This window comes from Aquimarina sediminis (genome assembly GCF_002895435.1).
GTDB lineage: Bacteria > Bacteroidota > Bacteroidia > Flavobacteriales > Flavobacteriaceae > Aquimarina > Aquimarina sediminis.
Genome location: NZ_POYJ01000002.1, coordinates 296,130 through 311,181 on the forward strand (window position 1 = coordinate 296,130; position 15,052 = coordinate 311,181).

Genomic DNA, 15,052 nt, shown 5'->3' on the forward strand with positions numbered 1-15,052 from the left:
ATTAAGAGATGTATTCATTAAATCCTTTATAAAACTGTTTCCCTTCTGCTACTTCTTCATAAGGTGATATACCTTGCCCCATTTTGTCTTCAATAGACCACAATAAATCTTTAAATCCAAACATGTGTCTAAATAAAACGGTACTAGAAAATCTAGGATTGATTTCAAAAACTACAGGTCCTTTAGAGGTTAATCTTAATTGAACATTGATACTCCCTACAAGATGTAATTTTTCTGCAATTTTTTTCAGAAGTTCTGATATTTCAATGTTAGAAACCACTTCTCCATAACCACTATATCCTCCTGTTAGTTCACGTTTAAGAATAATACTTCTTATTTCTCCTTTTTTGCTTCTAAATAAACCACATGTATATTCTCCTTGCTCAGAAGACAAATACTCTTGAACAATATAATCTTTATGTTTATTTTTTAAGTAGTTAAACTCAAAACTATCTTTTACTATATTCACCTTTGATGATCCAGAACCTGTTCTTGATTTAACAATCACAGGAAAGTTCTCTTGACCTGGATAACTTTCTATTAACTGGGTATCTGGAAAAGGAAGATTATTTTCTTTCAGAAAATTTGCAGTTTTAAGTTTATCAAAACCTATCTCTAAAGAAGATTCGTTAGCACAAACCATTCTGGCTGATCCAATTTTGTCTAATATCTTCGATTTTGAAAAAAAACGTAGTTCTGGCTCAGAAATAGGTATTATCAAATCAATATTGTTATCCTCAACAACTTGTTCAATCTTTGTTAAGTAATCTTTATGTGTGTATGGTAATCCTAAAAAAAAGTTTTTATAAATAAATTGACCTGCATTTTTATCAGAGATATCACACCCCATCAAATAATCTATATTTTCATTTTCGTTTAGTATTTTCCCAATACTTTGCCCTATATCACCTCCACAACCAGTAACTAATACATTCAATTTCATAATGTGCTATTATTTCTTCTTAGAATTTTATATAAATAATCTCTTTCTTTGTTCTCTTTTAACCTTTCTTCTAACTTGGTTACATCATAAGGTGTGCTGAAAGGCGTGTATACTTTATTTTCTGTATTGATTATTCCCCAATTTGCAATTCCGCCAGTAGTTCTTGCCTGACCTATTGAACCAACATTTATAAGTAGTGCATTTTTGCCTTTATACATCATTGGGTAATGCGTATGTCCCATAAACACAAAATCATAGTCCTTAGAATCGCAATTTTCTAAAATATTCTTTTCTACATCTGGATAGATATACTGATCCTTATCCAAAGGTGAACCATGACATAATAAAAAACGAATATTATCGACAACTACTTCTTTTTCAGTTGGAAGTTTCGATATTTCATAAATTAAATCCCTACTAAACTCCTTTTCATAACTCAAATAACTACTTCCGTACTTTGCTATTATGTTTTCTCTATATTTCTCATTCTCTTTTAGAAAATTTAAAAATACTCTTTCATGATTTCCTGAGATCATATGATGATCCCATTTCTTTATCTCATCAAAAACTTCAATTGCTCCATCGTAATATCCCAAATGATCTCCTAAAGAAAAAACTTTGTCAACTTTTTGTTTTTTCATCTGTTCCACTACAGCTTTCAAAGCGTCAATATTACCGTGAATATCAGATAGAATAGCTATTTTCATAATATTTAACGCTAAACCAGATTAGCCTGTTTAATAATTTTTAAGGCTGCTGCTTCAGGAGTTTGTAATTCATTTTTGTTTTTTAATTCAATAAAATCATTAACTCTAGGAAAAACACTATCATCTACTGTTCTAATTATTCCCTGCATTCCTGAGTCAACCACACCAGGATCAATACTTACAACATTAATTTTGATATTTTCTTCTTCTTGCGCCTTTAGTGTTCTAAAGAACATCTCATTAGCAGCTTTGGAAGCACAATACAAACTCCACCCTACAATAGGCGAGTTAGCGGCCCCACTAGAAATGTTTATAATAGATATCTTTTTACCTGAAGCTTCTCTGAAAAGATAATTGGTTATAACAATGGGAACAAATGTATTTAGATGTAACAATTGCTTTATTTCATTATTCTTAAAGGCTCCTATTTTGTTAATAGGGCTAATAGTTGCTGCGTTATTTATATAAAATACTTCTTCTGCTTTATCAAGAAATTCTAAAATTTTCAAATCTTGTTCGGGATTATTCAGATCAAGCAAATCCATTTTTACATAGATAAATTTACCCTCTTTAAGCAATTCTTGTTGTTTTTGTGTTATTCCTCTAGAAATCCCAATTATTCTATAATTACCATTAGTAATAAGATGATTGAACAGGGCTTCTCCAAGCCCTTTATTTATTCCTGTGATAAGTACCAGTTTCATATTTCAGATTTTCAGAAACACATATTTTTTTTAAAAACAAACTTCGTTTATATAGTCATTAATAATTCTAGAAATCTTTTTTTTTGATTTCCATCTATACATTTAGCTTGATTGTCTGTATATGACTTTAACAAAGATACATCAGTAAATTTTACAATTATATCTTTTAAGTTATTAAAATTGAAATTACAGAAGTCATCTATTCCATAAAAACATTTATTCTTATTAAACCAATGATATACTGCTTTTTGATTATCGACAAAATAACCTGAAATAATTGGCATTTTCACACATATAAGTTCGTATAAAATTGTGCTTGTTGGGGCAATAGCCAAATTACATATTTTCATTACATCTATTAATTCAAACTCTGACAGGTTTCTGTATATTTTTATTTTAGTTGGATAGTTTTGTTGTAATCGATTAATTTGGTCATCATCATATGCTGCCCCTAAAACAATATGTATTTTCTTAATTTGGTCAATTTCGAGCAGTACTTTGGTCGCTTGTAGAGAAAAATTGAACTTATCTGCCCCTCCAAAACAAACAAAGGCTTCATCTATATGCGTTATCAATTTTTTTCCTTTAGCTATTTCTATAAAAGATGGTCTTAGTAATGCATACTCAGTTCCTAATGCAAACTTTGTATACTCTTCATGATTATAATCTGAAGTTGTATAGGAAGAAGAATGGTTAACTACAACATCTGCGTACATATGCTCTTCTGCCAAATCATCTATATAGATTAAAGAAAAGCCAAATTCTTTTATTTTTTTTTGATAAGACGCTCTAAAATGATAGCCATCTGCAATAATAATATATTCATTGGGACTAAAGTTATCAGCAAGCCAAACGGGTTCCTTCAAAAAATCAACTTCGTCATCGTTAATAAGAGTTAAAGGGTACTCTTGGGGAATTACTTCTGCATTCGATGAAGAACGTGTTATATACACATACTCATAACTTTCTTTAAATATCTCTACAAGGGCGAATAAACGATATAGATGACCTAAACCTGTTATTGTATTACCGTCTGCTCTAAAAATAATCTTCTTTTTCAAAACTATCTTACTTTAAATAGAGGAACTAACGGTTTTGATTTTAAAATCGTCTGAATATTTTTATCTTGTTTGACTTCTATTAATGCATCAAAAAATACGGTATACGCATCCATTAATTTATCTATATCTTCTTTGGTATGAGCATAACTTAAATTGTGAGTTCCTAAGGCAAAAATTCCCTGCTCAAACATAATTTGCATAAACAGTGTTTTTAATTCTTCCGTGTTGGCCCAATCTGTTGATTTCATTACTAAAAAAGACCAACAAGGATATCCTTCTACACTAACAACATTTCCTAAGTCATACTTTGCTATTAACCCATTTAGATTATCCATCAAATACTCTCCTATCTTAAATATAGATTGTATTACAGGCTCTGACTGAAGAGTTGATAATGTAGCATATGCCGCTGCTAATGACAATGTTTCTCCTCCAAAAGTAAAAGAGAAAAAAACATCTTCCATTAAAGCCATAATTTCTTTTTTACCAGCCACTGCAGAAACTGGATAACCATTGGCCAAACCTTTTCCAAAAGTGGCTAAATCTGGAGTTACCCCAAAGAATTCTTGCGCTCCTCCATTAGCATACCTAAATCCGGTTACTGTTTCATCAAATATTAAAACAGCTCCTTCTTTGTGTGTCAATTCTTTAACTTTTTGAAGAAAGTTATCTTTGGGCGAAGCAATGTTTACAGGCTCCATGATTACTGCAGCTATATTTCCTTTTAGTTCTTCGATTTTTTCTTCAAGAGAATTAATATCGTTATACGCGAACTTATGCGTCAACTCTTGTGTGGCTTTGGGAACTCCTTCATTACGCGTTGTAGATCCAATATACCAGTCTTGCCAACCATGATACCCACAAACCAGAACATAATCTTTTTTTGTATAAGCTCTAGCAATTCGAATAGCTCCTGAAGTTGCATCAGAACCATTTTTTCCAAATCTCACTTGTTCTGCACAAGGTACCATTTCACAAATTTTTTCTGCAACCATAAATTCTAACTCATTAGCCAGAGAAAAAATAGTTCCTTTTTTTAATTGTTCTTGGACAGCGTTTGTGACTTTTTCATCATTATATCCAAGAGTAATGGCCGCCAAAGAATTAACAAAGTCGATATACTTATTGCCATCTACATCCCACATATAGGCTCCTTGCCCTTTTGAAGCAAAAAAGGGAGAGATTCCGATAGGGAGTTGTGTTTTGCTTTTACTAAATGTTTGCGAACCCAGAGGTACTGTTAATTCTGCTCTTTTAAGAAATTCCTCTGATTTTTTATATCTATTGCTCATTCTTATCTTCTTTTAACGATTTTATATACCCTTCATTTCGGATAATATTTTTATTTAAAACATTAACCTCTTTATTATTCATATAATAATCAGCATATGTTTTCCAATCCATATCCAAACCTAGAGCGCTAACCATTTTCTCAATTACCTCAAAATCCTTCTGTTCATCAACTGTAAGTCTAACATCATTATAATTTTCATCAATAAAATGATTATCGGATGTAAATAATTTTCCTTTTTTATAAGATGAGTTATTTCTAATATATGGAGTCACATGTTCTCTATCAGATTTTAAAGTTGTTTCATTCCAAGCTTTTTCCAGAGCATTAAACGTAAAAACTTCTATATCTTGACCATCAGGATATAATTCTTTCAAAACATTAGTATAATAGTCCAATTTTCTGTCTTTAGCTTCTCTAATAACCTCGTCTATCAAGACTGGATCAATTAATGGACAATCTGATGTCAATCGAACTATATAATCTGGTTTAACCTTTTTTACGGCTTGATAAAAACGATCTAACACATCATCTTCGCTTCCTCTAGAACACTTTACCTGTAATTGATTTGCTAGTTCTTCTATTTGATCATCCTCTTTGTTGGTTGTAGTAGCAATAAAAATGTCATCAACTAATTTGGCTTGCCTTATTCTATCAATATGGATTTGAAGCAATGTTTTCCCTTCTATTTCTTTTAAAACTTTATTTGGTAATCTTGTAGAACCTGACCTTGCTTGTGTAATTACAACTACTTTCATCTTAATTCCAATTTGAAGGGTTTAATAATTCATCTTCCACAACATGAATAGCATCAATTACATCGTGTGGAAAACTAATTTTTTCTTTACATATTTTGATATTATTTAGTAGCTGTTCTACACTTTCAACTCCTATTAAAACGTAATTTATATATTCTTTTTGAAGTACATATTGCAATGCTAGGGCTTCTGTACTTAAGACTTCCTTTTCTTGTATGTTTTTTAATGTTTTTAAATATGGTAGTAAAGGATTTAATTTCTTGGGCACTTCGGTACTCTTCTTAAAAAACAAACCTTGTAGAAAAACAGACCGAGTATGGACTTCAATTCCTTTGTCTTTTGCTTTTTCTAATAGTTCTTTTCTTTTAGACTCGTTGTCAAATAAATTAAAAGGTATTTGAATAAAATCAAAATCGCTATAATTAGAAATTATATCTTCAATTTCTCCGTTTGTATATAGAGAAATTCCTGCTTTCTCGATTATTCCTTTAGTTTTAGCTAATAAAATCTCATCATAAAAGCTCGTGTTATTTTTAAAGCTTTGGTAATTGTGAAACATGTATCCGTAAAGATCACTAACTCCTAAAACTTCACAGTTTTCAAGAATATGATCTAAGAGATCATTAGTTTGTAATGTGTGTTGCCCGTTCAATTTTGTAATGATCTTAAATTTTTTGTCAGGATTTTCTTTTTGAAACTTACCTATGACCTCTTGAGAATTACCATATGCTTCTGCTGTGTCTAATATTCTGATTCCACTAGTAAAAGCAGTTTCCAAAATATTGAACGCGCTCTCTAAAGAAGGTTTACCTGATTGGTTATTGATACCATAATCCAATCCTAATTGAACAGTTCCTAAAATAAGTTTATTTATCATTTTCTTTGATCATTCTTATAGAGTTACATACTTCTCCCTGATAAATTCCACTATTTTCATTTAAAGATTCAACAACAAACCCTATTTTTTCATATAATCTTAATGCCGAAGTATTGTTTTCAATAACCCCTAATGTAATTTTCGAGAGCCCTATTTCATCAAAGCAATACTTTATAACCCTTAATGAAGCCTCTTTAGCATATCCCTTTCCCCACTCATTCTTATCTCCCATCATTATTCCATACTCTCCAGAGTTATTGATTGGATCGATTGGATCAATCTTAATATTTCCTATATGCTTATTAGAATCTCTAAGATGAATTGCCCAAAACAAAATACTCTTTTCATCTTGCTCCTTAAGATATTTCTCTAATTCTTGAAGAGTATAGTTTCCTCCTGTCTCAAGATATTTATATACATCCACATCATTCAACCAATCAACATATTCATTCGAGAGGTGTTTTAAGGATAAGGGGTGTAGTTGCAATCTTTCGGTTTCTAAATTAATGGCCTTCATTCTATAAAGCTTAACACTTTCTCTATTACAAATACTTGTTCTTCATCTGATAACGTAGGGTACATTGGTAAACTAATGCAATGGGCATAATAATTCTCTGCATTACTTAAATCAACATCTTGATATCCGATTTCTCTATAATATGGTAATGTATGAACTGGGATATAGTGAATTTGGGCGTATATATTTTCATTTCTTAAATAGTCATATAACCCCTTTCTATTATTTACTTCAATAACAAACAAATGATGTGCATTGTAAGTGTTTGGTGGCAAAGATTGGTATTTTACTTTACCTTCAAAAGCATTCTTATACTTTGTAGCAATTTCATTTCTTCTTATCACTCCTACATTATTCTTTGCCAACTGTGTAATTCCTAATGCAGATTGAATATCTGTCAATCTATAATTAAATCCTAATTCTTTCATCTCATAAAACCACCCACCATGGTTTTCTGACATATTTTCTTTAGTAATCCCGTGAGTTCTTAATGATAATAGTTTATCATAGATCTTTTTGTTATTAGTTGTTATCATTCCTCCTTCTCCACAGGCTATATGTTTAACAGGATGAAAAGAAAAAATCCCAACATCTGCAAAATTACCATTACCACAGTTTTGTTTTATATTTTGAGAATCAACAAAGTACCCTCCAGGAGCATGGCACGCATCTTCAATAACCCATAAATCATGTTCATTTGCCAGATCTCTAAACTCTTGTAAATTAACCGGAAGACCTCCAAAGTCAACTGGGATAATACCTTTAAAAAAGCCTTTTGGTTTACTCTCAATAAGTCTTTTTGTGTGTTCTATAGAAAGTAAATAAGTATTTGGATCTATATCAGCAAACCAAACTTCACCTCCTCCGTATCTAATGCAATTAGCAGAAGCTGCGAAAGTTATTGGTGTGGTAATCACTCTATCACCAGGTTCTAATCCAAGTGCTAAAACAGAGATATGCAACCCAGCAGTTGCATTACTAACCGCCACGGCATATTTGGAGCCTACATAAGATGCAAATTTTTCTTCAAATTCTTTAACTTTCGGACCTTGGGTTAAGAAGTCTGCTTGTAACGTTTCGATAACGGCATCAATATCAGTTTTTTCTATTGACTGACGGCCATAAGGTATTGCTTTCATTATGCTATAAAATGTGGATCAACATGTTGTTTAACTAGTTCTCTTAGGCTTTCTATAGTTTCCCAGTCCGTATTTTCTCCAGAGTTATAATAAAATCCTTCAGGCACTTTACTTGCGTTAAAACGAGACACATACTCATCCAAATTAAAAATTGGTTTCTGAGGAAGAATTGCATAGTACTTACCTAAGTCCCATGTATTAAAAGAATCAGACATTGTAATCATTTCTTCATGTAATTTTTCGCCTGGACGGATACCAACAATTTCATGTTTAGCTTCAGGAGCAATAGCTTTTGCAACATCTGTAATTTTATATGACGGAATTTTAGGAACAAAAATCTCTCCTCCCCATGCGTTATCAATAGCGTTAAAAACCATTTCGCATCCATCTTCTAAACTAATATTGAATCGAGTCATTCTAGAATCGGTAATAGGTAATTTACCTTCTTCTCGTTTTTTTAAGAAAAAAGGCATTACAGAACCATTAGACCCCATAACATTACCATAACGAACTACAGAAAACTTAATCTTTCTTTTCCCTTTTATATTATTGGCAGCAACGAATAACTTATCCGAAGCTAGTTTTGTTGCACCATATAAATTAATTGGGGCAGCAGCTTTATCAGTAGAAAGAGCAACAACACTCTCAACATTAGCTTCTAAAGCGGCTTCAATCACATTTTCTGCTCCAAGTATATTTGTTTTTACACATTCCATAGGATTATATTCAGCTATATGCACATGTTTCATAGCTGCTGCATGAATTACAATATCTATCCCTTCAAACGCTCTTTTTAGTCTGCCTTGGTCTCTTACATCTCCTACAAAATAGCGAATTGCCGGGTATTTACTATCCGGGAAACTCATTGCCATTTGGAAATGTTTCTGTTCATCTCTAGAAAATATTACCAATCTTTTTACCTGAGGGAATCGTTCTAAAATGAGTTTAGTGAATGTTTTTCCAAAACTACCTGTTCCTCCAGTTATAAGGATTGATTTCCCATTTAAATCTAGCATAATTCGAAATTTTATCTTTTTTGAAATGTTTTAATGTTTTTTTGTAAAGACTTTTTCCAGTTTTCAATGTCTGAATTAAAGGATCTTAAGCATTTCTCTTTACAAAGTACACTATAATTTGGTCTTTGTGCAAAAGTAGGGTAATTATCCGTTTTTTTTAGTATTATCGAATCAAGTTTACCTGATACCCTTAAGATTTCTCTCGCAAAATCATACCAAGAAGCTTCACCAAGGTTACTGAAATGATAAATCCCATACTTTTGACTATTGTTTTTAACTAAACTAAGAATAAACTCAGCTAAATCATTAGCATTCGTTGGAGTACCGGTTTCAGAAGTTACAATTGTCAATTCTTGTTCCGTATTAGATTTCTTCAAGATTGTCTTAAAAAAATTATTTCCAAATTCAGAGTATAACCAAGAGGTTCTCAAGATATAGAACTTGTCCAATATTTCTTCAATGTACCGCTCTCCCACAAGTTTTGACTTGCCATACTCATTTAGCGGATTTGTAATATCATCTTCTGTATAAGGAGATCTTTTCATACCATCAAAAACATAATCAGTAGATATATGGACAAGAGTACTATTGTGTTTTTTACAAATTTGTGCTAAATTCTTAGCCCCTTCTGCATTAACCATAAAAGCTAATTCTGGTTCTTTTTCGGCTTGTTCAACATTTGTATATGCCGCACAATTGATAATATAATCAATTCTTTTATCATTAAAAAATTGTTCCAATTTATCTTTGTTTGTAATATCCAACATTGTTGAATTAGCAAAAAACAAATCTATCTTTGAATGGTTTTCCTCTATTTTTTGCAGGCATTGACCCAATTGTCCATTTGATCCAGTAACCAAAACATTTTTTACTTCAGATTTTTCGTTCATTTATGAATTTATCAGATCGTATTATTTTTAACATCATATCTTATCAAATATCTATTTAACAAAATTAGAATTAATGCCAAAAATAATATAGTATCAAATACAACTGGTATTAATACTATTTTTTTATTTAAAAAATCATTCACCAATGCTGCTTTATCCGGAAACTCAGAAATAACATTGATTGTATTCTTTGTGTTTGCCTTCTCATTGTTTAATTCAATCTTTTCGTCTTTTAATTTTCTGGCCTGATTTAACAGTTCAATTTCCGATGTTTGGTTTGGTTTGTTTTCTGCCAAATTAATACTTGTCACACCTTCAGGTTTTTCTGCTTCGATAATTTTTATCTTCTTATAAAACACTTGTAAATCATTGATTTCATCTTGTTGTGACTCTATAATCGAATCTTTAAGAGCAATATTATGATCATTTATTTGCTTTTGTAATTTAAAATACTCATTGTCTTCTATAGATGTTACAATTGCCACTTGGCACCTTTTGGCAATATCCTGAGAAGTAGCTTCTATCTTTATTCTATGAAATTTTGCATTGATATCGTTAAAGTTCTTTAAATAGTATTCATAATCTACCTGTTTTTGAGAAATTGAATCTAATCCACTAATAAATTCACTGAATTGCTTTATACGTTGTGTTTCATCAGAAAATGATTCTATTTCAACTTTTTTTATGTGTGATGCTTCATTTTCATTAATTCTTAACGCTTCTGATAGTGCTTTACTTTCATGTTGTAGGGCTAATTGATTATAAAACTCTATGTTATTATATAACTGTTGAACACTATTAAAATTAGGTTCAATAATCATTGAAGATCTATATCTGGGTTGTGAATTATAGTCCCAAAAACCTCCCACAACAATACCAAGTACTGTAGCAATAGTAAATTTGAATAAATGAGTTCTTATAAACTTAAGGAATAAGATAATTAAGTGAAAAATGTTTTTAAGGACATTACCAATAATCTTGAAAAATCTATTAAAAGCGTTTCCAACCAATATAAATAATTGTCCTAAATCGATTTCCTCTGAAGTGTTTTCTTTCATCGTCATCTGTTAATTTTTAAAGAGCATTGTTGCTCAAAATTGAGTAAATTATAAATAAGACCATATAATGTAACGGATTCAAAAAACACCAGACACACTAAAAAGAGTATCTTATTTTTAAAATCAAACGAAATATTATATTTGACGATAGGGTAGGAAAAACGTCAATCAAAACATACAATTTCTTGTATTTATCCTAAAATAGATTTTAGGAATTTTCTTTTTACGATGTAAAAAGAAAGGAATGCAAATTAGTAAAAAAACTTAAGTAAAAATGAACTTTATGTTATTTTTTAAAACTTAACGTTTATCTAACAAAATCAGGTAAAGTTTCTTAATGCTTTTGGCATTTTACAATTTTAAGTCTTTGGCATGCAGAAGATGGCTATCTTTCTCTGATAATTGAATTTCTGATGTATTTAGCTTCCAATCAATAGCAAGATCAGGATCATTATACATAATTCCAGATTCTGAGGACTTATGGTAATAGTTATCACATTTATATGCAAAAGTCGCACTTTCACTTAATGTAATAAATCCGTGAGCAAAGCCTCTGGGAACAAACAATTGAAAATTATTCTGATCATTTAATATTATTGAGAAATGCTGGAGATACGTTTTAGAATTTGGTCTTAAATCTACCGCAACATCCAATACCTCACCTTTAATCACTCTAACCAACTTAGCTTGCGCAAATTCGTCTTTTTGAAAATGTAACCCTCTGAGTGTTCCTTTTTTTGAAATTGACTGATTGTCTTGTACAAAATCAACTTTTAATCCAGAAACCTCTTCAAATACATCTTGATTAAAGCTCTCAAAAAAAGAACCTCTATCATCAGTAAAAATTTTAGGTTTAACCACAAAACAGCCTTCAATGTATGTTTTTTCTATTTTCAATTTAATTTTTATTTGTACTCTTTTTTGTTATTCAATATAAAAATGGTTCTCCCTTTAGGGTTGGGGTAAAAACCATTTTTATCACTCCAATTCTAATAAATATTTGCCATAACCACTTTTTACTAAAGGTTTTGCTAGTTGATGAAGTCTCTTCTTATCAATAAAACCTTTTTTATAAGCCATTTCTTCTATTGCTCCAATTTTAAGCCCTTGTCGTTCTTCAATAACCTGAACAAATTGACTTGCTTGCATAAGCGAATTAAACGTTCCTGTATCCAACCAAGCTGTACCTTTATCCAAGATACTTACTTTTAGTTTTCCTGCTTTCAAATACGCGTTATTAACATCTGTTATTTCTAACTCCCCCCGATCACTAGGAAATATTGTTTTGGCAATTTCTATAACTTCATTGTCATAAAAATAAATTCCTGGAACGGCATAATTTGATTTAGGTTTTTTGGGTTTTTCTTCTATAGATGTAACCTTCCCTGTTTTGTCAAAATCAACAACTCCGTATCGCTCTGGATCTTGTACATGATAGGCATATATAATTCCACCATCGGGATTGTTATTATTTTCTAACAGATCCTCTAGACCGGATCCATAAAAAATATTATCTCCAAGTATTAAAGCCACCTTATCTTCTCCAATAAATTTTTCTCCAATAATAAAGGCTTCTGCTAATCCATTAGGTTGATCCTGAACCGCATATTCAAACCTACAACCATAACTATTACCATCACCTAACAACTTTTTGAATAATGGCAGATCCTGAGGTGTTGAAATAATCAAGATTTCTCTAATCCCTGCAGAAATCAGCGTAGTGAGTGGATAATAGATCATTGGTTTGTCATAAACCGGCATTAACTGCTTGCTAATAGCCAATGTAAGCGGGTGTAAGCGAGTCCCTGATCCTCCTGCTAATATTATTCCTTTCATCTCTTTCTTTATAAGTCTGAATTCGGGTATCCGAAGTCAGAAGCTACTTGTTTTAACAGTAAAACACCTTGTTTATCATGAAATCCAAAATTTTAGTAAATATCTGTCATCTGTTTTCGGATTTCTCTTCAATATACTTATTCAAATACCATTTGATTGTTTTTAGAATTCCTGATTCAAAATTTTCTTCTGCGCTCCACCCCAGTTGGTTTTCAATTTTGGTAGCATCAATTGCATATCTATAATCATGACCAGGTCTATCCGTAACAAAGGTAATAAGGTCTTTATATGATTTAGAATTAGCTCTAGGAGAAATAGAATCCAAAATTTCACATATCGATGTAGCAATATATATGTTTTCTCGTTCGTTTTTACCACCAATATTGTATGTTTCTCCAACTTTTCCTGTCTGTAAAGCTAAATCTATTCCTTTACAGTGATCCAAAACATACAACCAATCTCTAATATTTTTACCATCACCATAAATGGGTATATTTTCTTCATTAATTGCTTTTCTTATAATAGTAGGGATTAATTTTTCATTATGTTGTCTTGGTCCATAGTTATTTGAACAATTCGTTGTTACTACGGGCAATCCATAAGTATGAAAATAACTCCTAACCAACATGTCTGAAGATGCTTTAGAAGCGCTATATGGGCTATTAGGGGCATAGGGAGTATCTTCTGTAAAAAGACCTGTTTCTCCTAATGTTCCGTATACTTCATCTGTCGAAACATGTAAAAATCGTGCATGATCAAATTCAGAATTTAACTGATTTGGTTCTTTCATCCATGTTTTATACGCTGTATTAAGAATATTAAAAGTTCCAACAATATTAGTATCTATAAATGCTTTAGGACCAGAAATAGAATTATCTACATGAGATTCTGCTGCAAAATGTACTACTGCATCTATTTTGTGTTCCTCAAAAATCTTTTCAACGATCTGTTGATCGCATATATCTCCTTCTATAAAAGTATAATTTTCATTAAACGGAGTCTCAATGTTGGATAGATCAGCGGCATATGTTAATTTATCAAGATTAATGAGTTTTGACTCAGAATTTTTTAAAACATAGTTGATATAATTTGACCCTATAAACCCTGCTCCTCCTGTTATTAATATATTTTTATTCATCTGTTTATTTTATTGTTTTAGAAGTCAGATGGAATCGCATAATAATCATTTCAGTTGGTATTTAATACTTAAGTATGCTTATTTCATAATGTATCTTAGATATAAACTTCTAAAAGTTTCATATCTTGAGTGTCACTTATAATAGATAATTTTTTAATACTTGCCGGAATTAATATCGTCTCTCCATACGAGATTTTTTCGGAAAAGCCCTCAACACTGATTTCGCCATTTCCTTCAACACACATTAAAATTTTGAACGAATCTAAGCTAGTATAATCTTTTTCAAACCTACCACTTATCTCAATAGCATTTGTGGTAAAATACTTTGAAGAAATCATTTTATTAGTAGTGTTTTTTTCTTTACCGTAATCTAACTTAAAAGATTTATCGGCTTTAAAATCTAGTGCATCCAACGCTAGATCAGTGTGCAACTCTCTTCCAACACCATTGGCATCTTTTCGATCCCAATCATATACTCTATAAGTAATATCAGACGTTTGCTGGATCTCTGCAATTAGTGACCCTGCACCTATAGCATGTATTCTACCTGCTTTAATAAAATAACTGTCTCCTTTAGAAATATTTTCGAAGTTGAGCAATTCCGTTATTTTTCCTTCTTCCAAAAAAACTTCATATTCCTTTCTTGAAGTATCAGTTTTGAAACCAACAATCAGTTCTGCTTTTGGGTCAGCCTGAACTACATACCACATCTCTGTTTTTCCAAAAGAATTATGGCGCTCTTTTGCTAATTCATCATTTGGATGCAGTTGAACAGATAAATCTTCTTTTGCATCAATAAATTTGATTAATAGTGGGAATTGATCCCCAAATTCCTCATACACCTTTTTGCCTAATAAACTTTCTTTATACTCAATAATCAAGTCATCAAGTTTTTTTCCAGAAAAGCTACCATTAGAAATTATCGAAATATCCTCACCTACTGTAGAAATCTCCCAACTTTCACCAATATTTTCATCTAATACTGACTTATTGAGGATAGTTTTTAATTTATTCCCTCCCCAGATTTTCTCTTTTAGAATTGGACGAAATTTTAAAGGATATAACATATTTTTTTCTTTATAATTCTTTTATAGGCTTTGACAATGAGTACTAAGAG

Annotated in this window: 16 protein-coding genes; all 16 read right to left on the reverse strand. The window is 31.1% G+C overall.

Going from position 1 to position 15,052, the window contains the following annotated elements:
- Position 1: 1 nt before the first annotated feature.
- On the reverse strand, positions 2-943 hold the full coding sequence (locus tag C1X07_RS05780) for an ATP-grasp domain-containing protein (RefSeq protein ID WP_103069041.1): 942 nt from the start codon (positions 941-943) through the stop codon (positions 2-4).
- The gene (locus C1X07_RS05785; RefSeq protein WP_103069042.1) at positions 940-1,650 is read right to left on the reverse strand and encodes a metallophosphoesterase family protein; all 711 of its coding nucleotides are present in this window, start codon (positions 1,648-1,650) and stop codon (positions 940-942) included. Before C1X07_RS05785 ends, C1X07_RS05780 begins: the two co-directional genes overlap by 4 nt.
- 11 nt (positions 1,651-1,661) lie before the next feature.
- Positions 1,662-2,354 (reverse strand): SDR family NAD(P)-dependent oxidoreductase, encoded by a 693-nt coding sequence (locus tag C1X07_RS05790; RefSeq protein WP_103069043.1) that lies wholly within the window; start codon positions 2,352-2,354, stop codon positions 1,662-1,664.
- Positions 2,355-2,401: 47 nt separating this feature from the next.
- The gene (gene pseG / locus C1X07_RS05795) at positions 2,402-3,415 is read right to left on the reverse strand and encodes a UDP-2,4-diacetamido-2,4,6-trideoxy-beta-L-altropyranose hydrolase (RefSeq protein WP_164914102.1); all 1,014 of its coding nucleotides are present in this window, start codon (positions 3,413-3,415) and stop codon (positions 2,402-2,404) included.
- Between the two features lie 2 nt (positions 3,416-3,417).
- Positions 3,418-4,707, reverse strand: a complete 1,290-nt coding sequence (locus C1X07_RS05800) for an aspartate aminotransferase family protein (protein ID WP_103069045.1) — start codon at positions 4,705-4,707, stop codon at positions 3,418-3,420.
- Positions 4,697-5,464, reverse strand: coding sequence for a cytidylyltransferase domain-containing protein (locus C1X07_RS05805; protein WP_103069046.1), 768 nt, complete (start codon positions 5,462-5,464; stop codon positions 4,697-4,699). Before C1X07_RS05805 ends, C1X07_RS05800 begins: the two co-directional genes overlap by 11 nt.
- Position 5,465: 1 nt before the next feature.
- Positions 5,466-6,341, reverse strand: a complete 876-nt coding sequence (locus C1X07_RS05810) for an aldo/keto reductase (protein ID WP_103069047.1) — start codon at positions 6,339-6,341, stop codon at positions 5,466-5,468.
- Positions 6,331-6,858, reverse strand: a complete 528-nt coding sequence (locus tag C1X07_RS05815; RefSeq protein WP_103069048.1) for a GNAT family N-acetyltransferase — start codon at positions 6,856-6,858, stop codon at positions 6,331-6,333. The genes C1X07_RS05810 and C1X07_RS05815 overlap by 11 nt, the downstream gene beginning before the upstream one ends.
- Positions 6,855-7,997 (reverse strand): UDP-4-amino-4,6-dideoxy-N-acetyl-beta-L-altrosamine transaminase, encoded by a 1,143-nt coding sequence (pseC, locus tag C1X07_RS05820; RefSeq protein WP_103069049.1) that lies wholly within the window; start codon positions 7,995-7,997, stop codon positions 6,855-6,857. Before pseC ends, C1X07_RS05815 begins: the two co-directional genes overlap by 4 nt.
- Positions 7,997-9,013, reverse strand: a complete 1,017-nt coding sequence (gene pseB, locus C1X07_RS05825; protein ID WP_103069050.1) for a UDP-N-acetylglucosamine 4,6-dehydratase (inverting) — start codon at positions 9,011-9,013, stop codon at positions 7,997-7,999. The genes pseC and pseB overlap by 1 nt, the downstream gene beginning before the upstream one ends.
- Before the next feature lie 11 nt (positions 9,014-9,024).
- On the reverse strand, positions 9,025-9,903 hold the full coding sequence (gene rfbD, locus C1X07_RS05830) for a dTDP-4-dehydrorhamnose reductase (protein ID WP_103069051.1): 879 nt from the start codon (positions 9,901-9,903) through the stop codon (positions 9,025-9,027).
- Positions 9,904-9,914: 11 nt separating this feature from the next.
- Positions 9,915-10,967 (reverse strand): hypothetical protein, encoded by a 1,053-nt coding sequence (locus C1X07_RS05835; protein WP_128755204.1) that lies wholly within the window; start codon positions 10,965-10,967, stop codon positions 9,915-9,917.
- Between the two features lie 345 nt (positions 10,968-11,312).
- Entirely contained in the window at positions 11,313-11,858 is a 546-nt protein-coding gene (rfbC, locus tag C1X07_RS05840; protein WP_103069053.1) for a dTDP-4-dehydrorhamnose 3,5-epimerase, read from the reverse strand.
- An 81-nt stretch (positions 11,859-11,939) separates the two neighbouring features.
- On the reverse strand, positions 11,940-12,797 hold the full coding sequence (gene rfbA / locus C1X07_RS05845) for a glucose-1-phosphate thymidylyltransferase RfbA (protein WP_103069054.1): 858 nt from the start codon (positions 12,795-12,797) through the stop codon (positions 11,940-11,942).
- Between the two features lie 106 nt (positions 12,798-12,903).
- Positions 12,904-13,935 (reverse strand): dTDP-glucose 4,6-dehydratase, encoded by a 1,032-nt coding sequence (rfbB, locus tag C1X07_RS05850; protein WP_103069055.1) that lies wholly within the window; start codon positions 13,933-13,935, stop codon positions 12,904-12,906.
- A gap of 95 nt (positions 13,936-14,030) precedes the next feature.
- Positions 14,031-15,002 (reverse strand): type I phosphomannose isomerase catalytic subunit, encoded by a 972-nt coding sequence (locus C1X07_RS05855; RefSeq protein ID WP_103069056.1) that lies wholly within the window; start codon positions 15,000-15,002, stop codon positions 14,031-14,033.
- Positions 15,003-15,052: the final 50 nt, after the last annotated feature.